Raw genomic sequence first — 21815 nt, forward strand, 5'->3', positions numbered from 1 at the left:
GCTCCGAACGGTCGTTCCGAACGGCTGCCCGGACCTGCGACCGGACCTGCGACCGGCCGCCCGTACGTCCGACCGCCGACGCCGACTAGGCTGGGAGGCCAGAGCAGGTCCCCCAGCCCCAGCAGGAGTACAGCACCCGTGGCCGTCAACCTCGTCACCGTCGAAGCCGTCACCAAGGTGTACGGCACGCGCGCCGTGCTCGACAGCGTGTCCGTCGGCGTCAGCGAGGGCGACCGCATCGGCGTCGTCGGCCGCAACGGCGACGGCAAGACCACCCTCACCCGGATCATGGCCAAGCTGGAGGACGCCGACACCGGCCGGGTCACCCACGTCGGGGGCCTCCGCGTCGGCGCGCTCACCCAGAGCGACTCGCTCGACCCCGCCGCGACCATCCGGCACGAGGTCATCCGCGACCAGGCCGACCACGAGTGGGCCGGCAACGCCCGCATCCGCGACGTGCTCACCGGCCTCTTCGGCGGCCTGGACCTGCCCGGCTTCGCCGAGGGCCTGGACACCGTCATCGGCCCGCTGTCCGGTGGCGAGCGCCGCCGGATCGCCCTGGCCAAGCTGCTGATCGCCGAGCCCGACCTGCTGGTGCTCGACGAGCCCACCAACCACCTCGACGTCGAGGGCATCGCCTGGCTGGCCGGACACCTCCGCACCCGGCGCTCCGCGCTGGTCGTCGTCACCCACGACCGCTGGTTCCTCGACCAGGTCTGCACCCGGATGTGGGACGTCCAGGCCGGCTCCGTCCACGAGTACGAGGGCGGCTACTCCGACTACGTCTTCGCCCGGGCCGAGCGCGAGCGCATCGCGAACACCGAGGAGACCAAGCGGCAGAACCTGGTCCGCAAGGAGCTCGCCTGGCTGCGGCGCGGCGCCCCCGCCCGCACCTCCAAGCCCCGGTTCCGGGTCGAGGCCGCCAACGAGCTGATCGCCGACGTCCCCGAGCCGCGCGACCGGGTCGAACTGATGAAGTTCGCCAACTCCCGCCTCGGCAAGACCGTGTTCGAGCTCAAGGACGTCACCGTCCAGGCCGGTACGAAGCTTCTGCTGGAACACCTCACCTGGAACCTCGGCCCCGGCGACCGGGTCGGCCTGGTCGGCGTCAACGGCGCGGGCAAGACCTCACTGATGCGGGCGATGCAGTCGGCCTGGGCCAGCGACGGCGATCTGCAGCCGGTGGCCGGACGGGTGATCGTCGGCAAGACCGTCCGGCTCGCCTACCTGTCCCAGGAGGTCGCCGAACTCCCGCCGACACTGCGGGTGCTGGAGTCCGTCGAGCAGATCCGCGGCCGGGTCGACCTCGGCAAGGGCCGGGAGATGTCGGCCAGCCAGCTCTGCGAGACCTTCGGCTTCACCAAGGAGAAGCAGTGGACGCCGGTCGGCGACCTCTCCGGCGGCGAGCGCCGCCGACTGCAGCTGCTGCGCCTGCTGATGGACGAGCCCAACGTCCTGTTCATGGACGAACCGACCAACGACCTCGACATCGAGACCCTCAGCCAGCTGGAGGACCTCCTCGACGGCTGGCCCGGCTCGCTGGTCATCGTCAGCCACGACCGCTACTTCATCGAGCGCACGACCGACGCCGTCTACGCGTTGCTGGGCGACCGCACCCTGCGGATGCTGCCCAAGGGCATCGACGAGTACCTGGAGCGCCGGCACGCGATGGAGGAGCAGAAGGCCGCCGCGTCGGGCGCCGCCGCTGCCGTCGCCGCCCCGAAGAAGGGCGGCGACACCCGCGCCGCGAAGAAGGAGCTCCAGCGGATCGAGCGTCAGATCGTCAAGCTCGACAAGGACGAGGCCAAGCTCCACGAACAGATGGCCGAACACGCTTCCGACTTCGGCAAGGTAGCCGAACTGGACGCCAAGCTAAGGGCGTTGAAGGAGGAGCGGGACGCGCTGGAGCTGGAGTGGCTGGAGCTCGCCGAGGACGTGTGACGCTTGCATTGTCGTGCCGTTGGGGTAACTTCTCCTGTGCGTAGAGTGACAACCGTGCACGGGGTGAGTCATGGTGGAGCGGGACATGGCGGGCGGCGGCAGCGTCGCCACGCCGAGCGCGGTCAGCGTCGAGATCGAGACGCTGACCGCCTTTCGGAATCGTGTCGACGGTATGCTCGTATCGCTGGACGCCAGTCCGGCCGCCGCCAAACAGATCAGCGCCCAGCAGCTGACCTCAGCCGATCTGGGTATCGGTTTCGCTGAGGCTGACGACCTGCTGGGGCGCTATCAGCAGGTGCATCAGCAACTGCAGACGTTGTCGACGACGTTGAGCAACCAGATCAATGCGATGAGCATCGCGCTTGAGGTCTCGCAGCTCGGCTACCAGAACGTCGAAGCCGCACAGGTCTCGACGCTGTGGACGATCCAGGCACAGACGACGGCGGCCATGCCGCCCGCGTCGCAGCAGAACCAGACGGTCGGTCAACAGGGCTCTACAAGGGCTTCGCAGATGGGAGCGGGTACTACTGCGACCTCGGCTTCTGGCAATGGCGCGCTGGCGCAGAGCACTGAATCGGCCTGAGGGGGAAGAAGTGCTTGCTCAAGGCGGCCACGGGGGATACCAGACCTTCGAATCCATGTCACACGCGGAGCTCCTGGACATCGTCAACAGCACGGACCCGAATACTGTGTTGTCAGTGGGAAACCAGCTGCTGATCGCAGGCGGGCAGATTCAGTCGCTCGCAGATGATCTGCATCAGAACATCGCTGGCCTGGAGTGGACCGGATCTGCGGCCGACTCTTTTCGTGGATGGGCCAGTCAGGTCGTGCAGGCCACGGACACCCTTGCCGACTTCACCAACACCACGGCCACCAACATTCAAATGGCCGGCGAGACCCTGACCAATGTGAAGTCATCGATGCCTCCCCTGCCGACGGCCGACATGGCGACGGTGGCGAGGTATCAGCAACAGCCGCCCGTGATTTCCGCCCTCAGGGTCCACGGTGAGCCGTTGTCGAGCTCGCCCGCGCCCGGGGCAATCACAGCGAACCAAGCGAAGGCCGCACAGGCGAATATCGACAGTCTCCATCAGGAGGCCGTCACACTGATGGAGAAGCTCGGCGGCTCGTACTCGACCGCCTACAGCACCATCGGCGCAACCGTTGTACCGACGTTTCCGCCGCCGCCGGTGGCGCTGATGCCCCCGAAGGGGAGCGGGAAACTCAATACGAGCGCGAACCTCCTGGTCCAGGGCGAGGCGAGCCCCGGGGCTGGGCTAGTGAAGCGTGGAGTCGGTGGCTCGCGATCGGCCTCAGGAGCGAAGAAGGAGTCGACTGCAGGATCAATCCAGAGGGGTTCGGGCGGAGGTAGCGCATTCGTGCCGGTACCGACACCTGTGGTGGGCAGTGGTCATCCCCCTGGAGGTGCCGCAACCACGCTTCAAGGCACGAACTCTCCCGTGACATCGCCCAACCTCCCCAATGCTGGCGGAGGCAACACTGCCGCAGTAGGAGGGGGAACAGGGGGTGTCACCGGAGGCGGTGGAGCCACCATTCCACCGCCTGGAATTGGCTCTGGTGGTGGCACAGGTGTGCTCTTCAGCGAAGGGGAGAGCGGTTGGCAGAGCCTCGGACGAGGTGGCGGCGTCGGCTCCCCAACTACGGGCGTCGGTGGGCTAGGGCTAGGCGGCGGTTCCTCGTGGACCGGCGCTGGATCTAGCGAAGGAATGGTTTCGGGGGCTCAGGGGGTCGAGGGCGGCTCGGTGATCGGTGGCTCGGCCGTGGATCGGGCGGCTAGCCGCAGCGGTTTCGGCTCGGAAGCCATCGGTGAGGACGTGGAGACAGGGCCCGGCGGTGGCACCTTTAGTGAGAGCGGCGGACCGAGTGGAGGGACTATCCGCGGCACCGATGCGGCCATGTTCGGATTATCAACTACTCGTGCAGGAATGGTCGGCGAGTCGGCTGCCAGCGGAGTGTCGGCGTCGGGTGAATCCTGACCGCTATTCGGCGGTACAAATCTGACCCACCTGATGGTCGTCCGGTCATCCTGATCTTGGTGTTCAAGGTCAGGAGGAGAGGGTGATATCCGTGGAGGACTGGGCTGAGATCCGTCGGCTCCATCGGGCCGAGGAGATGCCGATCCGGGCGATCGCGCGTCATCTGGGCATCTCGAAGAACACGGTCAAGCGGGCGATCGCGACCGATCGGGCACCGGTCTACGAGCGGGCGGCGAAGGGCTCGGCGGTGGACGCCTTCGAGCCTGCGATCCGCGAGCTCCTGAAGGCGACGCCGTCGATGCCGGCCACGGTGATCGCCGAGCGCATCGGCTGGGAGCGCGGGATAACGGTCCTCAAGGAGCGGGTCCGTGAGCTGCGCCCCGCCTACCTGCCCGCGGATCCCACCGGGCGGACCCAGTACCTGCCTGGCGAGCTGGCGCAGTGCGACCTGTGGTTCCCGCCGGTCCACATCCCGGTCGGCTACGGCCAGGTCGCCTGCCCGCCGGTGCTGGTCATGGTCTCGGGCTACTCGCGGATGATCACCGCGCGAATGATCCCGACCCGGCAGACCGGCGACCTGATCGCTGGCCATTGGCGGCTGCTGTCCGACTGGGGCACGGTCCCCAAGATGCTGGTCTGGGACAACGAGTCCGGCATCGGCCAAGGCAAGCTGACCACCGAGTTCGCCGCGTTCGCGGGCCTGCTCGCCGTCAAAGTGCATCTTTGCCGCCCTCGTGATCCAGAAGCGAAAGGGCTGGTCGAGCGGGCCAACGGCTATCTGGAGACCAGCTTCGTGCCCGGCCGCACCTTCACCGGCCCCGACGACTTCAACACCCAGCTCGGCGACTGGCTGCAGGGCGCGAACCGGCGCCTGCACCGCAGCATCCAGGCCCGCCCCGTGGACCGCTGGGAAGCCGACCGCGCCGCCATGCTGGCCCTGCCTCCGGTCGGCCCCCCGCAGTGGTACCTCTTCCACACCCGCATCGGCCGCGACCACTACCTGCGCATCGACCTCAACGACTACTCCGTGCACCCGCGCGCCATCGGCCGCCGCGTCCAGGTCACCTGCGACGCCGACCTGATCCGCGTCGTCACCGACGGCGGCGACCTGGTGGCCGAGCACCCGCGCTGCTGGGCCCGCCACCAGACCCTCACCGACCCCGACCACAAGAGTGCCGCCGACCAGATGCGCGGCGACTTCATCCACGCCAAAGCCGCCGCGGCCGCACGCTCGCGCACCGCCACCGCCCTGGCCCCCGACAACCTGGGCATCGAAGTCGAGGAACGACAACTCGACACCTACGACAGGATCTTCACCCTCATCCAGGGCGGCGCCGGCCAGGAGGAGAACCGATGACCAGCACCATCGAAACCGATCAGGACGCCACCGAACCTGCCTCCACCAAGGCCGCCAGCGGGCGTCGCACTGCCAAGCAGACCGCCTCCGACCTGGCGTTCTACGCCCGCGCGATGAAGGCCCCAGTGCTACTGGACGCCGCCGAACGCCTGGCCGAGCGGGCCCGGGCCGAAACGTGGACCCACGCCGAGTACCTGGTCGCCGTCCTGCAGCGCGAGGTCGCCGCCCGCGAGTCCCACGGCGGCGAGGGCCGCATCCGCGCCGCCCGCTTCCCCGCGGTCAAGACCTTGGAGGAGCTCGACGTCACCCATCTGCGCGGCCTGACGCGCCAACAGCTCGCCCACCTGGGAACATTGGACTTCATCACGGGCAAGGAGAACGCCATCTTCCTGGGCCCGCCCGGGACCGGGAAGACACACCTGGCCACCGGCCTCGCGGTCCGCGCCTGCCAGGCCGGACACCGCACCGCGTTCGCCACCGCCGCCCAGTGGGTCGACCGCCTCAAGGAAGCGCACGCCGCCGGACGGCTGCAGGACGAACTCGTCAAACTCGGCCGCTACCCGCTCATCGTGATCGACGAAGTCGGCTACATCCCCTTCGAGGCCGACGCCGCGAATCTCTTCTTCCAACTCATCTCCAACCGCTACGAACGCGCCAGTGTGATCGTCACCAGCAACAAGCCCTTCGGCCGCTGGGGCGAGGTCTTCGGCGACGAGACCGTGGCCGCCGCCATGATCGACCGCCTCGTCCACCACGCCGAGGTCCACTCCCTCAAAGGCGACTCCTACCGCATGCGCGGCCACGACCTGGGCCGCGTCCCCACCGCCGTCAACGAAACCAGCTAATGAAGATCAACTGACGACCCGAGGGTCAGCGTTCAACCGGCGAAACTGGGTCAGAGTTCAGCCGCCGCCGACACGGAGAAGCCATGGCCACTTCGGGTGCTGGGGGCAGCGCTGAGTCGATGCCCATGGGTGTGGGGGCTGGTACAGGAGGGCTGGGCGGCTCGGGCAGCAAGCGCCGAAGCCGCTGCTCCGGCCTGCTGCACGAGGACGAGGAAACTTGGGAAGCAGCCAGGCCAGCGGCCAATCCAGCCGTGATCGAGTAGTTTCGAGCTGACGGCAGGCTGTGAACACCAGGAGATTCAGAATGGAATGGTCCGCATGTTGGCTGCTGCGCGTTCTGGCTGCGGCCTCTGCTGCGGTTACTCTGGCGGTGGGCACCATTTCCCCCGCATCAGCAACCGCTCCGGTCACTTCCATTCGGGCCAATGAGTGGTGGCTCCCTGCTATGCACGCTTCGGATGCGATCTGGCCTCGGTCGACGGGCGTTGGCATCACTGTCGCGGTGATTGACAGCGGCGTGGATTCCAATCACCCCGATCTGGTCGGGCAGGTGCTGCCCGGTCAGAACTTCTCCGCCCTTCCCGGTGGTGCCGATAGCGATACGGACGGGCATGGTACGGGAATGGCGAGCTTCATCGCCGGGACGGGGAAAGGGCTAAACGGACAGGGGATGTATGGTCTGGCGCCCGCAGTAAAGATTCTCCCGCTGCGCGTGAGTGGGGTGGGGGATAATGAGCTCACCTTCTCGACATCCCTATCCGAGCAGTTGGTCGAGGCGATTCGATCTGCTGCCGACAGCAACGCCCAGATTATCAATATCTCGATGGGGCAGATCGAGGATGAATCCAACGTTCACGGCGCTATTGACTACGCGCTGGCCAAGGGAAAGCTGATCGTTTCTGCTGTCGGAAACGATGGCAGCGCTGGTAATCCGCTAGAATACCCCGCAGCCTTCCCCGGAGTTGTCGGCGTAGGGGAGACCACGCCGCAGTCCAACGTCGCTACCGAGTCGGAACACGGACCACAGGTGGCTTTGGTCGCCCCCGGTGGCGGAATGGTCCAAGACTGCGTAGGTCCCTCCGGGTACTGCACGAGCCATGGCACGAGTGACTCCACCGCTATCGTCTCCGCCTCAGCAGCCTTGATCTGGTCTGTTCACCCCACATGGACTGCCAACCAGATCATCCGTGTCATGATTAATACTGCGAACCATGCAAACGTCACTCCTGGCAATACAAATCCCTATACCGGATACGGCGTGGTTCGTCCTCGTATCGCCCTCGTGACGCCCGGCGATCCTGGGGCGGCTGATGTCAACCCGCTCATCCCGGTCGCTGCTACCCAGTCTGCTGCGTCGCAGGCGAGCGCTGCTGCGGCCACTTCTCCGAACGGATCCGCATTGAAGGCGGGTGCGAAGACGGGTGGTGATTCGACTTCTTGGATTGTTGTCGCCATCGCTGTCGTGGCGATTATTCTCATCGCGGTCGTCGTGGCCTTGATCCTCATTCGCCGTCGCAATCGTCCTGGGCCGCCTCCGTCATCGGATCCTAATCCGAACGACCCGTACGCCCATCTGCCTGGCTGATCGATGTGCGGGTTCGTGGAGTGGCATGGATCGTATTCCCGATTTCCGTCATTCTGATCGGACTGCTTTCCGGGGCATGAGGATCTTGGCCGATGGTTGAGGTCCTGGGGTACTTCGAGCGGAGGTCACTGTTCAGTTGTTGGATGTGCGGCTTGAAGACCGTCGCCTTCGTCGGCCGGGACAGGATCTTCTGCCGGGTGGATCGGTCGTCGGGTCGGCTCCGTGGGGTGGTGGAGGCCTGTCCGTCGTTCGTTCGGGTGAAGGCGGCTGGAAATCTGTTCCGGCTGCGCACAGTGACGATCTAGCCTCCGCTGTGACGGAACGTCAGCGGGGAGGTCGTCGTGGCTATGGGGTCGGGTGAGGGGCTGGCTGTTCGGCCGGAGGCGCTGGAGGGCGAGGCCCGGGTGCTGGGGGAGGCGGCGGAGGGGATCACCGCCGCGCTGGCCGTCGGCGCGGGCGGGCTGGCCGACGCGGTCGAGGCGTTGGGCGGATGGGAGAGCGGCGCAGCGTTGGAACGGTGCCGCGCGGCGTGGGTCGAGCGGCTGTCGGCGCTGGCAGCGGAGTTCGAGGATCGGGCCCGGCGGCTGCGGGAGACCGCAGGTAACTACCGCGAGGCCGAGCAGCGGGCGGTGGACGGGCTTCGCGAGCTGCCACGGGCGGGGTGGGGACGATGACGCCCACGGTCCGTCAGGTGGCCGCCGCCCCGGTGGAGCAGCTGTTTGCGGCCGGGGCTGCCGCCGGCGCGCTGTCCGACCGGCTCGGGGAGCAGGCCGAGCTCCTGGTGGGCGCACGCCGGTCCAGCGGTGCGGCCTGGGAGGGTCGGGTCGCGCTGCTTGCGGCGTTGGACCTCGGCGGTCGGCACCTGCGGCTGGAGGCGGCAAGGGACGAGCTCCGCTCGTTGGCGACGTTGCTGGGCCTGGCGGCGGAGGAACTGGTGCCGGTCAGGACGGCTGCCCGGGCGGCCCTGAACGCTGCCGACCCGGCTGCAGGCCCGGCCGCCGCCCGGGCCGCCTGCGCGGCGGCGCTGGACGCCGCGCAGGCGGCCGACCGGCGGACGGCTGACCGGTTGTCACCGGCCACGCGGGAGGCCCGGGACGGCAGCGCTCTGGATCCGGCCACGGCCCGGACCGCGCTCGACCGTGCCACGGCGCTCGCCGCCGCCCGACTGCCGCCCGCAGGCAGCAGTCCGAGGCAGGTTCACGACTGGTGGGAGGGCCTGGACGCCGGTGAACGGCAGTTGCTCGTCCAGGAACAGCCCGTGCTGGTCGGCAGTCTCGACGGCGTTCCCTGCGCCGCCCGTGACCTGGCCAACCGGCGACTGCTGGACCGGCTGATCGACGATGCCGAGGACAGCGGACGCCGGGACGGCCTGCTGGCCGTTCGCGACCGACTGGAGCGTGGCCCGACCGCCGGCGGTCCGCTGCTGCTGCTCGCCATCGGGACCGAGGGACAGGGGCGTGCCGTGCTCTCCTTCGGCGACCCCGACAGCGCCGACCACATCAGTGCCTACGTTCCCGGGATGGGCACCCGCGTCGCCGACGTCGCGGGCAAGGACGCGGACCGGGCGCTCGCCGTCCGCCAGGCTGCGGGCTCGCGTGCGGCCTCCGTGGTCTGGCTCGGCTACGACCCTCCGCTCGCCGCTCGGGACGCGCTGTCGGACGGCCGTGCCGCCGCCGGTGCTGCCGGCTACAACCGGTTCCTGGCCGGGCTGCGTGCCAGCCACGACGGCCGGCCGCCGCACATCACCGCACTCGGTCACAGCTACGGCTCGCTCCTCGTCGGCCGGGCCGCCGCCCAGGCCGCCGGCGCCGACGAGGTGGTTCTCGTCGGCAGCCCCGGTACGGGCGTGGGGCACGCCTCCGACCTGCAGGTGCCGCCCGGCCACGTCTGGGTCGGCGCGGCCCCGGACGACCCGGTGGCCCGGCTGCCTTCCCGACGCCGGGTGGCGGGCTCGCTGCTCGGCTCCCTGCCCGGGGTGCTGCCCACGGTGCTGCGCCTCACCGACCCCGGGCGGGAGACCTGGTTCGGCCGGAACCCCGTCGACCCCGGTTTCGGCGCCCGCCGCTTCCCCGTCGACGACGGCCCCGACACGGGCGGCATGGCCTCCGCGCACTCCCACTATCTCGACCCGGGCAGCCGCTCTCTCGCTGCCGTCGCACGCATCGTCACCGGCAGCGCCGGGGCACCCGTGTCGGCTGCGGAGTCACCCGTCCGTGCGATCGCCCTGGACCACCCGCAGGCGAAAGAATGACGACATGTCAGGAAATTCTCCGTTTCGTGTTCTTTCGGCCGTGGTCATCGGCACCACCACCGAGTACTACGACTTCTTCATCTACGGCACTGCCGCCGCCCTCGTCTTCGGTCGTACCTTCTTCCCCCACCTGACCCCGGTCGGCGGACTCCTCGCCGCCTTCTCCGTCTACGCCGTCGGCTTCATCGGCCGCCCCACCGGAGCCGCCTTCTTCGGACGCCTCGGCGACCGGCTCGGACGCAAGCCCGTGCTGATCTTCGCGCTGCTGCTCATGGGCCTGTCCACGGCCGCCGTCGGACTGCTTCCCGGCTACGCGGACTGGGGGGCCTGGTCGCCGGTGGCCCTCACCTGCCTGCGCTTCCTCCAGGGCGTCGGCCTCGGCGGCGAGTTCGGCGGGGCCTCGCTCTTCGCCACCGAACACGCACCGCCGGGCCGACGCGGCCGCTACGGAGCCTTCATCCACCTCGGCCCCTGTCTGGGCTTCGCGCTCGCCACCGGATTCTTCCTGGTCCTGTCCGCGAAGCTGCCCCCGGCCGACTTCGAGGCATGGGGCTGGCGGCTGCCGTTCCTCGCCTCGACCGGTCTCGTCGCCTTCGGTCTCGTCGCCCGGATCCGGGTGCAGGAGTCCCCGGCCTTCCTCGCGCTGGCGGCGGCCGCCGACGCCGCTGCGACCGCGCCCCCCGCCGCCGTATCCACCACCGTTGAAGGCACCGTCGCAGTCAGTGCTGAAGCCACCGCCGGAAACGACGTCGAAGCCGGTGCCGGTCGTGCTGCCGAAGTCGGTCCGCTCAGCACCGTGCTGCGCGTGCACACCCGGCCGCTGCTGCTCGGCGCGGGCACGGTGATGGCCGGGTCCATGTTCTTCTACACCACCACGACCTGGGCCCTGTCCCACGCCACCCGCGACCTCCACATCCCCAGCACCCGGATGCTGGTCCTGCTGCTCATCGCCAACTTCGTGCTCGGAGGCGCATCCTTCGTCGGCGCGCTGCTCTCCGACCGTCACGGGCGCCGACGCGTCATCCGATGGGGTGTTGTCGCCGCACTGGCGTGGTCACCGCTGCTGATCCCGCTGCTGGACACCGGCAGCAGCCCGCTGATGCTGCTCGGCCTCGTCGGGGCGATGGCCTCCCTCGGTCTGCTGCTCGGACCCGCGCCCGCCTTCCTGCCCGAACTCTTCCCGGCCGCCGTGCGCTGTTCCGGGGCGTCCCTCACCTACAACCTCGGCTCGCTCGTCGGCGGAGCCGTCGCACCGCTGCTGGCGACCCGGCTGACCGCGAGTTTCGGCTCCTTCGCGGTGTCCTGGTACCTGGCCGCGATGTGCTGTGTCTCGCTGCTCTGCCTGCGTGCCCTGGCGATCAACAGCGTTCCGGACGGGCTGCTCGGGGCCGCACCCGACGCGATTTCGTATTCGGGGCGGTGACCAGGTATTGTCTTCCTCGTTCGCCCCTATAGCTCAGTCGGTAGAGCGTCTCCATGGTAAGGAGAAGGTCTGCGGTTCGATTCCGCATGGGGGCTCAACAGGACCGCAGGCCCCCCGCCCACTGGGCGGGGGGCCTGCGGCGTTCCGGGTCCAGGCCCGGGCCCGAGCCCATCCGAGCCTGTCCGAGCCCAGTCGGGCTCAGCCGGTCGGAGGCACCAGTACGACGATCCGTCCGGCGCGCCCGCGCGAGGCCTTGATCAGCTCCCCGTTGGGCCGGTCGTTGACCTCGATCCGGCGGCGCGTTCGTTCCGTCGAGGAGCCGTTGCCGGAGTGGCGCTCCCGCAGTCGCGTTTCACGCAGCTCGTCCGGAGCGTCGACGTACCAGAGCTCGTCGAGCAGCGCCGCGGCCTCCCGCCAGCCCGGCGCGTCCAGGGCCAGGTAGTTGCCCTCGGTCACCACCAGCCGTACCCCCGGGGCCACCACGTGCCGCGCCGCGACCGGTTCGTGCAGCATCCGGTCGTAGTCCGGCAGGTAGACCGGGTGGCTCGGCAGCGGCTCACCGATCAGCCGGTTCAGCAGTGCCACGTACCCGTGCACGTCGAAGCTGGGCGGCGATCCCTTGCGGTGCGTCAGGCCGAGGCGTTCCAGCTGGATTTCGGACAGATGGAAGCCGTCCAGCGGCAGATAGGCGGCAGTGTCAGTGCCGAGGCGTAGGTTGATTTCGTCCACACATGCTCGGGCGAGCGTGGACTTCCCGGCGGCCGGGGGTCCGCACAGCCCGAGCAGACGTCGCCCGGGACGGTCGAGCAACCGGGCGACGTCGGACACCAGCGAGTCGAAAACGTCCATGGACGGCATGCTCCCAGCCTTCCGGGGCCCCGGGGTGGACCCTGTCCGCTCCAAGTAATTCAGACGGGCAGCGCGGAACAGTGGCGGCCGGTGCACGGTATGCGTTGTGATGGTGCGTCACAGCCGGAGACGGCCCGGCGAGAGGGGGCACCGTGGGCGTACGTCTCGTGGTGATGGACGACCACCGGTTGCTGGCCGAGGCATTGGCCGCAGCCCTGCAGTTACGCGGCCACCGAGTCCTGGCCGTCGGCACGCCGGTGGGCGTCGCCGCCGACCTGGTGGTGAACCGCCGACCCGAAGTGTGCCTGCTCGGCGTCGCCCACCCGGAGGACCCCACCGTCTTCGACGTGGTGCGCCGCATCCGCCGTGAGCGACCCGAGGTCTCGGTCGTGGTCATGGGCAATGTCACCCACCTCTCCGGGGTCGCCGCGGCCTTCGCCGCCGGCGCGGCCGGATACGTCCGCCAGGACGAGCGGATCGAAGTCGTCGAACGCGCCCTCACCCGGGTCCGCTCCGGCGAGGCCGCGGTCGCCCCGGATCTGCTCCAGCAGGTGTTCGAGCACCTGCTGCGCCCGGTGGCCGAGCCCGACGACGAGGCGGTCCGCCTGCTGCGTCTGCTGACCCGACGTGAGGTCCAGGTGCTGAAGCGGATCGCCGAGGGCGAGGACACCCGAGCCATCGCCGAGGGCATGGCCATCGCCCCCAGTACGGCCCGCACCCACGTCCAGCGCGTCCTGATGAAGCTCGGCGCCCGCACCCGCCTCGAAGCCGCCGCGCTCGCCGCCCGCACCGGTCTGCTGGAGCTGACCGACAACATGTGAGAGCGGGCCGCCGCCCCGGGCGCGGCCGGCCCGTACGGACGACGCCGTGCCGCGCGCCCGACCCGGACGCGCCACCCGCATGCCGCACCCGTATCCGCAGCCGCATGCGCCACCCGGGCACCGCACTGGGACGCGATCCGCCCCCTGCCGGCTCACCCCACGCCGTCGCTCACCACGCCGTCGCTCGCCGTACCGCCGGTCGGTTGCCCGTCCGCCGCCGGTTGCTCGCGCCTGCCCCGCACAGAATGCAGCCGCCCACATCTGTTGAGAAGTGAGCACTTGTGTTTGAATGTGTTGGCATGCGGTTCGAGTAGGTGTGAAGGTGGAGCCACGAGTGAAGAAGACCAGCACCCGCCTGGCCGACGGACGCGAGTTGATGTATTTCGACGCGCGTGACGACGTCGTGCGGGACGCCCCCGATCTGCGTCCCCTGGAGGCGACCACCACCGCCTCGGAGATCCGCTACGACCCGCTGCTCGACGAGTGGGTGGTCATCGCCTCGCACCGGCAGGGGCGGATCTACCACCCCCCGGCGAACGAGTGCCCCCTCTGTCCCTCGCGGGACGGGCGGCTCAGTGAGATTCCGGCGGCCGACTACGACGTGGCGGTCTTCGAGAACCGATTCCCCTCGCTGACCATGGCCGCGGCCGCGGCGACCGCCTCGACCGTCCTGCCGGGCGGGTCCGAGCGCCTCGGCGCCGACGGCCTCGCCCTGACCAGGCCGGGGGTCGGGCGCTGCGAGGTGGTCTGCTTCACCTCGAACCACGACGCGTCCTTCGCCGACCTGACGCCCCAGCAGGTCGGCCTGGTCCTGGACGCCTGGACCGACCGCACCGCCGAGCTCTCCGCCCTGCCCGGCGTCGAGCAGGTGTTCTGTTTTGAGAATCGCGGCGCGGAGATCGGCGTCACCCTCGGTCACCCGCACGGCCAGATCTACGCCTACCCCTTCGTCACCCCGCGCACCGAGCGGATGCTCGCCGCCGCCGCCGCGCACCGCCGGCGCACCGGCCGCAACCTCTTCGACGACCTGCTCGCCGCCGAGCGCGCGACCCAGGGCACGCCGGGCGACCGCGTGGTCATCGCGGGGGAGCACTGGACCGCCTTCGTGCCCCACGCGGCCCACTGGCCGTACGAGGTCCACCTCTACCCCAACCGCCGCGTCGGCGACCTGCTCGCCCTCAACGACGCCGAGCGCGCCGAGTTCTGCACCGTCTACCTGGACCTGCTGCGCCGGTTCGACCTGCTCTTCGACACCCCCGGCAACCGGACCCCGTACATCGCGGCCTGGCACCAGAGCCCGGTCGGTTCGGCCCCCGGAAGCGGCAGCGAGCTGGCACTGCACATGGAGCTCTTCACCATTCGTCGTACCGTGGGCAAGCTCAAGTTCCTGGCGGGCTCCGAATCCGGCATGGACGTGTTCATCAACGACGTGTCGCCGGAGACGGCGGCGCAGCGGCTACGAGAGGTCTCCCCATGAGCAAGTACCTGGTCACCGGTGGCGCCGGCTATGTCGGCGGGGTCGTCGGCGCGCACCTCGTCGAGGCCAGCCACGAGGTCGTCGTCCTCGACGACCTGTCCACCGGCCACCGCGTCTCGGTGCCGGTCGGCGCCGAGTTCGTACAGGGGCGGATCCAGGACGCGGCCGATGTGCTCGACGGCTCCTTCGACGGGGTCCTGCACTTCGCCGCCAGTTCCCAGGTCGGCGAGTCCGTCGCGGACCCCGAGAAGTACTGGCGCAACAACGTCGCCGGCTCGCTCGAACTGCTGGCCGCGATGCGCAAGGCGGGCGTCCGCAGGCTGGTGTTCTCCTCCACCGCCGCCGTGTACGGGGAGCCGGAGGTCACTCCGATCGAGGAGAGCGCCCGCACCGCGCCGACCAACCCCTACGGTGCCACCAAGCTCGCGGTCGACCACATGATCACCAGCGAGGCGGCGGCCCACGGGCTCGCGGCGGTGTCGCTGCGCTACTTCAACGTCGCCGGGGCCTACGGCGTCCAGGGCGAGCGCCACGACCCCGAGTCGCACCTCATCCCGCTGGTGCTGCAGGCCGCCCTCGGGCAGCGCCCGCACATCTCCGTCTACGGGGACGACTACCCCACGCCCGACGGCACCTGCATCCGCGACTACATCCACGTCGCCGACCTGGCCGAGGCCCACCTGCTCGCGGTCGCCGCCGCCCGGCCCGGGGAGCACCTGATCTGCAACCTCGGCAACGGCACCGGCTTCTCCGTCCGCCAGATCATCGACGCCGTGCGCCGGGTCACCGGCCGGGAGATCCCCGCCGTCACCGCCGAGCGGCGGCCCGGCGACCCCGCCGTCCTGGTCGCCTCCGCCCAGCGCGCCCGTACTGCCCTCGGCTGGCAGCCGAGCCGCACCGACCTCGACAGCATCGTCGCCGACGCCTGGGCCTTCGCCCTGGCACAGCAAGAAGCGCGCTGAGCCGGCAGTCCACCGGGCCGTACCGGCTCGGCAGCAGCGCCAGCCCCAGGCCCAGCCCTAGTCCCAGCCCCAGCCGCGGGCGCAGGAATCGGAGCAGCAGTGACCCAACTCGAAGCCGTGAGCAAGGGATTCACCACCCTCTACGGCACCGACCCCGACGGCGTCTGGCAGTCACCCGGACGGGTGAACCTGATCGGCGAGCACACCGACTACAACGACGGATTCGTGCTGCCGCTGGCCCTGCCGCACGCCGCCCGGGTGGCCGTGTCCCGTCGCGACGACGGGATCCTGCGACTCCACAGCAGTTGGGCCGACCGGGTCGCCGAGGTGGTCGTCGCCGACCTGGCCCCGGGGTCGGTGCAGGGCTGGGCCGCCTACCCCGCCGCCGTGGTCTGGGCGCTCCGCGAGGCCGGCCACGCCGTCGCCGGCGGGGACGTCCACCTGGACAGCGACGTTCCGGTGGGCGCGGGCCTGTCCTCCTCCGCCGCGCTGGAATGCGCGGTGGCGCTGGCCTGGAACGACCTGTACGGGCTGGGGCTGACGCACCAGCAGATCGCGCTGCTCGCCCAGCGCGCCGAGAACGACTTCGTCGGCGTCCCCTGCGGGGTCATGGACCAGATGGCGTCGAGCTGCTGCGTCGAGGGCGCCGCCCTGTTCCTCGACACCCGTGACCTCAGCTCCCGCCAGGTCCCGCTGGACCTCGCCGCCGAGGGCCTGGTGCTGCTGGTCGTCGACACCCAGGTCAAGCACGACCTCGCGGACGGCGCCTACGCCGAACGCCGGGCCGGCTGCGAGCGCGCCGCCGGTCTGCTGGGGCTGCCCGCCCTCCGCGACCTGCCGCTCAGCGGCCTGGACGCGGCCCTGGCGCAGCTCCCAGAACCCGGTCTGCGCGCACTCACCCGCCACGTGGTGACCGAGAACGCCCGGGTCGAGGAGGTCGTCGCCCTCCTCGACGCCGGCCGGACCCGGCAGATCGGACCGGTCCTGACGGCCGGGCACGCCTCGCTGCGGGACGACTTCGCGGTGTCCTGCGCCGAGACCGACCTGGTCGTGGCGACCGCGAACGCAGCCGGTGCGCTGGGTGCGCGGATGACCGGCGGCGGCTTCGGCGGCTCGGTCATCGTGCTCGCCGAGCAGGCGGACGCGGACCGGATCGCCGCCGAGGTCGCGGACGCGTTCGTCGAACAGGGCTGGCAGCGGCCCCGGTCCTTCGCCGCCGTCCCCTCCGCCGGCGCCCGCCGACTCGCCTGAGCCGAACCCGTCGGCGGGGACCACCCGCCGACGGGCTTCCGCGGGCTGCCGCACACCCGCGCGTACCGCACACGCCGTCTCCGCGCGCCGTGCGGCGCATCCGGCCGCCCCTGGCCGGTCCCGCGCTTCACCTGCTGAGAATGCCCTGGTGGCTCTACCCTGAAGAACGGCAACGGCGGGGGGCCGGTTGCCGGACTAAGGGGAGAGCTGTGGGGCGTATCCGGGTCCTGGTGGCCGACGGGCATCGCATTTTCGCCGAGGCGCTCGCAACCGCCCTCGCCGCCGAGCCCGACATAGAGGTGTCGGCGGCCGGAAGCACACACGCGGCCGAACGCGCCCTCGACCGCGCCGTCGCCGAGAACCGTCCCTACCAGGTGCTGCTCGTCGACGCCGACCTCGCCCCGGGCGGTCCCGTGCCGCCGGGCGACTCCCGCCCGCAGCCCGGCCAGCTCCAGGGCCCCGGTGCGGCCAACCTCCCGGCCCAGAACGGCTCCGCCGGCCCTGGGCCCGCAGGCGGCCACCCCTCCGGTCACTCCACCGGCCACCCCGGTACGCCGCTCCAGCCCGGCTTCGGCCCGCGGGCCAGTGTCCCGCTCCCCGCCCAGCGCCGGTCCGGCACCGGCGCCCGGATCGCCCCGCCCGTCGCGGCGCCCGCGACCGTCCCGAACCGCCCCCGGATCCCCGGCCAGCGCCCGGAGGGCCAGACCCCCGCCCCCGGACGCAGCGCAGGCGCACCCGACGGCATCGCGCTTGTCGGCCGGGCCCGCGCCGCCCACCCCGACCTGCGCGCCGTCGTCCTCGCCACCGACGACGACCCCCGCCGGACCGTCCGCGCGCTCCAGGCCGGTGCCAGCGGCTGGGTCGCCAAGGAGAGCTCGCTCGGCCGGCTCACCGCCATCGTCCGCGGCGTCCTCCGGGACGAGACCCACATCCCGCCGCTGCTGCTCACCGGCGTGGTCCGGGAGCTGACCGCCGCGCGCCGCGACCGCACCGAGAGCGAACGGCTGGTCGAGTCGCTCACCCCGCGCGAGAAGCAGGTCCTCCGCTGCATGGTGGCCGGGCTCGGCCGGCAGGCCGTCGCCGACCGGCTCTACCTCTCCCCGCACACCGTCCGCACCCATATGCAGAACGTCCTCGGCAAACTGAACGTCCACTCGACCCTCGCCGCCGTCGCCGTGGCCCGCCGGGCCGGCATCGGGCCCTCGACCGAGGGGCCGCAGTAGCGCGGCGCAGCCCCGGAACGGCCGCTCAGACCGCCGCCCGGGCGATCCGGCGGACCTTCTCCGCCTCCGGCCCCACCGACCAGGCGCTCCGCAGCGCGTCCGCCGTCCGGCCCACCCGGCGCTCCACCAGCCGGCTGTAGCCGGTCACCGCCAGCGCGCACAGGATCGCGGTCAGATGCTCGGCCCCCGCCATGTTCGGCAGCATCGCCTGCTCGGCCGCCATCCCCACCACCACCGCCGCACCGGTCACCCAGGCCCGGTACCGCCACGCCACGCAGACCGCGACCGCCACCACCGCCGCCGACGGGCCGGTGTCCCGCAGGAACGCGTCGTCGAACGGCAGCCCGAAGAGATGCCCGGACCCCAGCCGGACCGCGCTCCGGGCGTACAGCGTGCCGGCCAGCGACCCCAGGTACGCCACCGACAGTGTCCGCCAGCGCCCGATTGCCGTCTCCGCGATCCCGAAGACCAGGAAGACCTGGGCCGCCGCCCCCCACACCGGCAGATCCGGAGCCGGGACGAACAGCGACAGCGGCGTCCGCAGCAGCTCCAGCCCCAGCGGCAGCGACGCCTGGACCACGCCGATCCGCTCCACCGCCGCAGCTCCCGCAGCCGTGTGCTGCAGCAGCTGGAAGACCAGCACCGCGGCCGTGGCCACCAGGGTCATCGGGATCGCCGCCGGACCGTGCACCGCCAGCTGCCTGCGCACGGTCCGGAACAGCGGACCCCACTCGGCCTCGGCCCACGCCAGCAGCCCCGAACGCGCGCGCCGCAGGGCCCGCCGGAAGGCGGCCGCCGGAGCGCCGGCGGAGGTGGCCGAACGGATGTCGCGGGGGAGGGAGGTCATGGTCGCTGCTCCGTTCCGGACAGACGGGACGACGGATCACCGGGGTCTGCTTCAGCGCAAGCCAGCCACTCTCATATATATAGCAAAACCGGACAATGTGGGACAGGTGAGGGTGCTCGGGGTGCTCAGGTGCGCTCAGGCGCTCAGGGTGCGACCGCGCGGCTGTGCCGCCGCTTGAACAGGCTCGGCAGGCTCGGCGCGCTGAGGAAGCCCTCGGCCCGGGCCGAGGCCAGGCCGATCCGGGGGAGGTCGCTGCTGCGCTCGAACAACAGGTAGCGGGGCTCCCAGATCGGCCGGTACTTGGCGTTGGCCCGATAGAGGGACTCGATCTGCCACCAGCGGGAGAAGAACATCAGCACCGAGCGCCACACCCGGAGCACCGGCCCCGCGCCCAGCTTGGACCCGCGCTCGAACACGGAGCGGAACATCGCGAAGTTCAGCGACACCCGGACGATGCCGACGGTGTCGGACTGCCCGATCAACTCGATGACCATGAACTCCAGCAGACCGTTGTCGGAGTCCCGGTCGCGGCGCATCAGGTCCAGCGACAGTCCGTCCCGGCCCCAGGGCACGAAGCTCAGCAGGGCGCGCAGCTCGCCCTCGCCGTCGTGGCACTCCAGCATCACGCACTGGCCGTCGTCGGGGTCGCCGAGCCGCCCCAGCGCCATGGAGAAGCCGCGTTCGGTCTCCCCGTCTCGCCAGTGGTCGGCCCGCTGGAGCAGGGTGTCCATCTCGGCGTCCGGGATGTCCGCGTGGCGGCGCACCCGGACCGTGTAGCCGGCCCGGCCGACCTTCTTGTGGGCCTGGCGGACCCCGCGCATCGCCCGGCCCTCCAGGGTGAACTCCGGAATCTCGATGATCGCCTCGTCGCCCAGCTCCAGCGCGTTCAGTCCGTGCCGGGCGTAGACGGTGCCGCCCTCCTCGCTGGCGCCCATCACCGCCGGCACCCAGGCCTGCCGCTGCGCCTGCTCCCGCCAGAGCTCGATCGCCCCCGGCCAGGCCTCGACGTCCCCGATCGGGTCGCCGGAGGCCAGGGACACCCCGCCGACGACCCGGTAGGTGACCGCGGCCTTGCCCGAGGGCGAGAACACCACCGACTTGTCCCGGCGCAGCGCGAAGTAGCCGAGCGAGTCCCGTTCGCCGTGCCGCTCCAGCAGCTCGCGCAGCCGGGCCTCGTCCGCGGGCGCCAGGTACTCCTTGCCCTTGGGGGCGCGGAACAGCGCGTAGAGCACCAGCAGGAAGATCAGCACACTCATCACGTTGATCGCGACGTCCACCCAGCGCGGCGGCAGGATGCCCCGGTTCCGGTCGTCCGTGGGCGCCAGGGTGTAGACCCGCAGCAGGGTGTACGAGGTGCGGCCCCAGAGGGTGGAGCCGGTGGCGGTATTGGTGGCCGAGACCAGCGCCGTGCCGATCAGCACCCCCACCGCACCGCCGCCGACCAGCGCGGCCAGGGCCAGCCCCGGGTTGGAGCGGTCGCCCCTGGCGTGGAACTCGCGCCGGCCGACCAGCAGCGCCGCCAGCAGCAGCAGGGTGAAGGCCATCGAGATCCAGTTGAACCAGTGGTGCCTGACCTCCGGGAAGAAGGCCATCAGCAGCACCACCACGGCCGCGTACAGGCAGACCAGCACCACGTTGAACAGCCACGCGGCGCGCTTGCGGCGGCGCAGCATCACGGCCATGAACAGGGCCAGCGCGCCGGAGGTGAAGCCCGCGGTGAGCAGGTACGGGGTGAAGTAGTCGCCGGTGTTGTGCCGGGCGACCTGGCCGCGGAAGGGCGCCGACACCGCCCCCAGGAGGTTGAGCACGGCGGCGACCCGCATGTACCAGACCGCTGTCACGGCAGCGCGGGAACGCCAGGCGTCCATCCGCTTCGTACCGGTTTCGAGCGACATGGCCCTCCTCGTCCCGAATGATAAGGATCTTTATCGTTGCATACCCTTTTCTGATTGATGTCCCCCGAAAAACGGAGAGCCCGCCCCCGAACGGCGGGGGCGGGCTCGGCGCTACGGCCGACCGGGCGACCGGTGGAGCGCGGCGGAGCGTCTCAGCGGCGGTTCTCCAGGACCCGCTCGAAGACATTGGCGATCACGGCGTAGCCGAGGGTGTTGGCGTGGATGTTCTGGTACGGGGTGCACTCCCAGGTCCACTCGCAGATGTGCGCCACGTTGATCGGCAGCTTGCCGATCCCGGGCACCACCGCCTGCCGGACGAAGTCGTCGGTCGCGAACGTCCGCGACACGTCGGCCAGTCGGAAGCCGCCGGCCTTCAGACCGGCCTGCACGGTCGCGTTGAAGACGGTGGACAGCGCCACCGACGCCTTCGCCAGCGGCTGCTTGGTCGGGCCGCCCAGCCATGCCGCGAGGAACGGGTCGTAGTAGTTCATCCCGACATAGGCCGGCGTGCGGCCGCCGGCCGCCGCCAGGGCCTCGGTGATCTGCGGGAGCTCGGCGCCGACCGTGGCGATGCCCTCCTCGGCGCAGGTCATGTCCAGGGTGCCCCCCTGCACACAGCCGTCGATGTCGTTGGCGCCGATGTCCAGGGTCACGTACTTGACCGAGCCCTGATGGGCCTTCAGGAAGCCGACCGCCGCAGCCAGCTGCGAGTCGGCCCCGGGGTAGCTGCAGATCCCGCCGTTGATCATCGTCTGGGTGGTCTCGCCGCTGCAGCCGAGCTTGATGTGCACCAGGTTCGGATCGTGCTTCTTCAGCCGGGCGTACAGCTGGTCGGTGTAGGACTCGTTGGTGTTGCCCCCCACATTCGGCTGGTACCCCGCCGCAAGTGAGTCGCCCAGCGACACGTAGTAGTCCGGCTGGTGTCCGCCGGGCCGGTGGTGGGCGGGCTGGGCGGCGGCGTGTGCGGCGGTCGGGGCTGCCGCGCCGGTCAGAGCTGCTGCGGCCAGTGCTGCGGCGGCGACGCCGGTGAGACCGCGGGCGAGGCTGGATGTGCTGAGCACAGGTGGGACCCCCTTGGTGGGACGCCGCGT

The 21815-nt window shown here is 70.7% G+C and carries 19 protein-coding genes and 1 tRNA gene; 16 read left to right on the forward strand and 4 right to left on the reverse strand.

Annotated elements, in window-relative coordinates; translation table 11 throughout:
* Positions 1-138: 138 nt before the first annotated feature.
* The 11 genes from BS75_RS24125 (at position 139) to BS75_RS24165 (ending at position 11494) form a co-directional block, all read left to right on the forward strand.
* Positions 139-1941 carry an ABC-F family ATP-binding cassette domain-containing protein gene (locus BS75_RS24125; protein ID WP_034089738.1) on the forward strand — a complete coding sequence of 601 codons (1803 nt, stop codon included), beginning with the start codon at positions 139-141 and terminating at the stop codon, positions 1939-1941.
* A 70-nt stretch (positions 1942-2011) separates the two neighbouring features.
* Positions 2012-2524 (forward strand): hypothetical protein, encoded by a 513-nt coding sequence (locus BS75_RS44730; protein WP_052069660.1) that lies wholly within the window; start codon positions 2012-2014, stop codon positions 2522-2524.
* 55 nt (positions 2525-2579) lie between these two features.
* Complete coding sequence (locus BS75_RS48495; protein ID WP_156164285.1) at positions 2580-3938, forward strand: WXG100 family type VII secretion target; 1359 nt, start codon at positions 2580-2582, stop codon at positions 3936-3938.
* Positions 3939-4020: 82 nt separating this feature from the next.
* Positions 4021-5295, forward strand: coding sequence for an IS21 family transposase (gene istA, locus BS75_RS24135; protein ID WP_034088311.1), 1275 nt, complete (start codon positions 4021-4023; stop codon positions 5293-5295).
* Positions 5292-6140 (forward strand): IS21-like element helper ATPase IstB, encoded by an 849-nt coding sequence (gene istB, locus BS75_RS24140; RefSeq protein WP_034086704.1) that lies wholly within the window; start codon positions 5292-5294, stop codon positions 6138-6140. Before istA ends, istB begins: the two co-directional genes overlap by 4 nt.
* A 304-nt stretch (positions 6141-6444) precedes the next feature.
* Positions 6445-7725, forward strand: a complete 1281-nt coding sequence (gene mycP, locus BS75_RS46885; protein ID WP_081982551.1) for a type VII secretion-associated serine protease mycosin — start codon at positions 6445-6447, stop codon at positions 7723-7725.
* Positions 7726-7817: 92 nt separating this feature from the next.
* The gene (locus tag BS75_RS24145) at positions 7818-8030 is read left to right on the forward strand and encodes a hypothetical protein (protein ID WP_034089739.1); all 213 of its coding nucleotides are present in this window, start codon (positions 7818-7820) and stop codon (positions 8028-8030) included.
* 42 nt (positions 8031-8072) lie between these two features.
* Positions 8073-8399 (forward strand): type VII secretion target, encoded by a 327-nt coding sequence (locus tag BS75_RS24150; protein ID WP_034089740.1) that lies wholly within the window; start codon positions 8073-8075, stop codon positions 8397-8399.
* Entirely contained in the window at positions 8396-9976 is a 1581-nt protein-coding gene (locus BS75_RS44735) for an alpha/beta hydrolase (RefSeq protein ID WP_052440104.1), read from the forward strand. Before BS75_RS24150 ends, BS75_RS44735 begins: the two co-directional genes overlap by 4 nt.
* Before the next feature lie 4 nt (positions 9977-9980).
* A complete protein-coding gene (locus BS75_RS24160) occupies positions 9981-11399 on the forward strand; it encodes an MFS transporter (protein ID WP_081982552.1) in 1419 nt (472 codons plus the stop codon).
* Positions 11400-11421: 22 nt separating this feature from the next.
* Positions 11422-11494, forward strand: a tRNA-Thr gene (locus tag BS75_RS24165).
* Between the two features lie 103 nt (positions 11495-11597).
* On the opposite strand, the gene BS75_RS24170 is transcribed toward BS75_RS24165, so the two are convergent.
* Positions 11598-12248, reverse strand: a complete 651-nt coding sequence (locus tag BS75_RS24170; RefSeq protein ID WP_034093683.1) for a nucleoside/nucleotide kinase family protein — start codon at positions 12246-12248, stop codon at positions 11598-11600.
* Positions 12249-12400: 152 nt separating this feature from the next.
* Between BS75_RS24170 and BS75_RS24175 the strand changes: the two genes are divergently transcribed.
* The 5 genes from BS75_RS24175 to BS75_RS24195 all read left to right on the forward strand — a co-directional run bounded on the left by BS75_RS24175 (position 12401) and on the right by BS75_RS24195 (position 17982).
* Positions 12401-13069, forward strand: a complete 669-nt coding sequence (locus BS75_RS24175; protein ID WP_034089741.1) for a response regulator transcription factor — start codon at positions 12401-12403, stop codon at positions 13067-13069.
* Between the two features lie 334 nt (positions 13070-13403).
* Positions 13404-14546 (forward strand): galactose-1-phosphate uridylyltransferase, encoded by a 1143-nt coding sequence (galT, locus tag BS75_RS24180; protein WP_034089742.1) that lies wholly within the window; start codon positions 13404-13406, stop codon positions 14544-14546.
* Positions 14543-15508 (forward strand): UDP-glucose 4-epimerase GalE, encoded by a 966-nt coding sequence (gene galE, locus BS75_RS24185; RefSeq protein WP_034089743.1) that lies wholly within the window; start codon positions 14543-14545, stop codon positions 15506-15508. Before galT ends, galE begins: the two co-directional genes overlap by 4 nt.
* Positions 15509-15607: 99 nt before the next feature.
* Positions 15608-16759: a galactokinase gene (galK, locus tag BS75_RS24190; protein ID WP_231607883.1), complete on the forward strand. Its 1152-nt coding sequence runs from the start codon at positions 15608-15610 to the stop codon at positions 16757-16759.
* A gap of 293 nt (positions 16760-17052) precedes the next feature.
* On the forward strand, positions 17053-17982 hold the full coding sequence (locus BS75_RS24195) for a LuxR C-terminal-related transcriptional regulator (protein ID WP_408022599.1): 930 nt from the start codon (positions 17053-17055) through the stop codon (positions 17980-17982).
* Positions 17983-18007: 25 nt separating this feature from the next.
* Here BS75_RS24195 and BS75_RS48500 read toward each other — a convergent pair whose 3' ends face one another.
* The 3 genes from BS75_RS48500 to BS75_RS24210 form a co-directional block, all read right to left on the reverse strand.
* Complete coding sequence (locus BS75_RS48500; protein WP_052069662.1) at positions 18008-18829, reverse strand: hypothetical protein; 822 nt, start codon at positions 18827-18829, stop codon at positions 18008-18010.
* 143 nt (positions 18830-18972) lie between these two features.
* Entirely contained in the window at positions 18973-20724 is a 1752-nt protein-coding gene (locus BS75_RS24205; protein WP_034089746.1) for a phosphatidylglycerol lysyltransferase domain-containing protein, read from the reverse strand.
* Positions 20725-20876: 152 nt separating this feature from the next.
* Positions 20877-21785: an SGNH/GDSL hydrolase family protein gene (locus tag BS75_RS24210; protein ID WP_052069663.1), complete on the reverse strand. Its 909-nt coding sequence runs from the start codon at positions 21783-21785 to the stop codon at positions 20877-20879.
* Between the last annotated feature and the right edge of the window lie 30 nt (positions 21786-21815).

It is taken from the genome of Streptacidiphilus albus JL83, from assembly GCF_000744705.1.
Lineage (GTDB): Bacteria > Actinomycetota > Actinomycetes > Streptomycetales > Streptomycetaceae > Streptacidiphilus > Streptacidiphilus albus.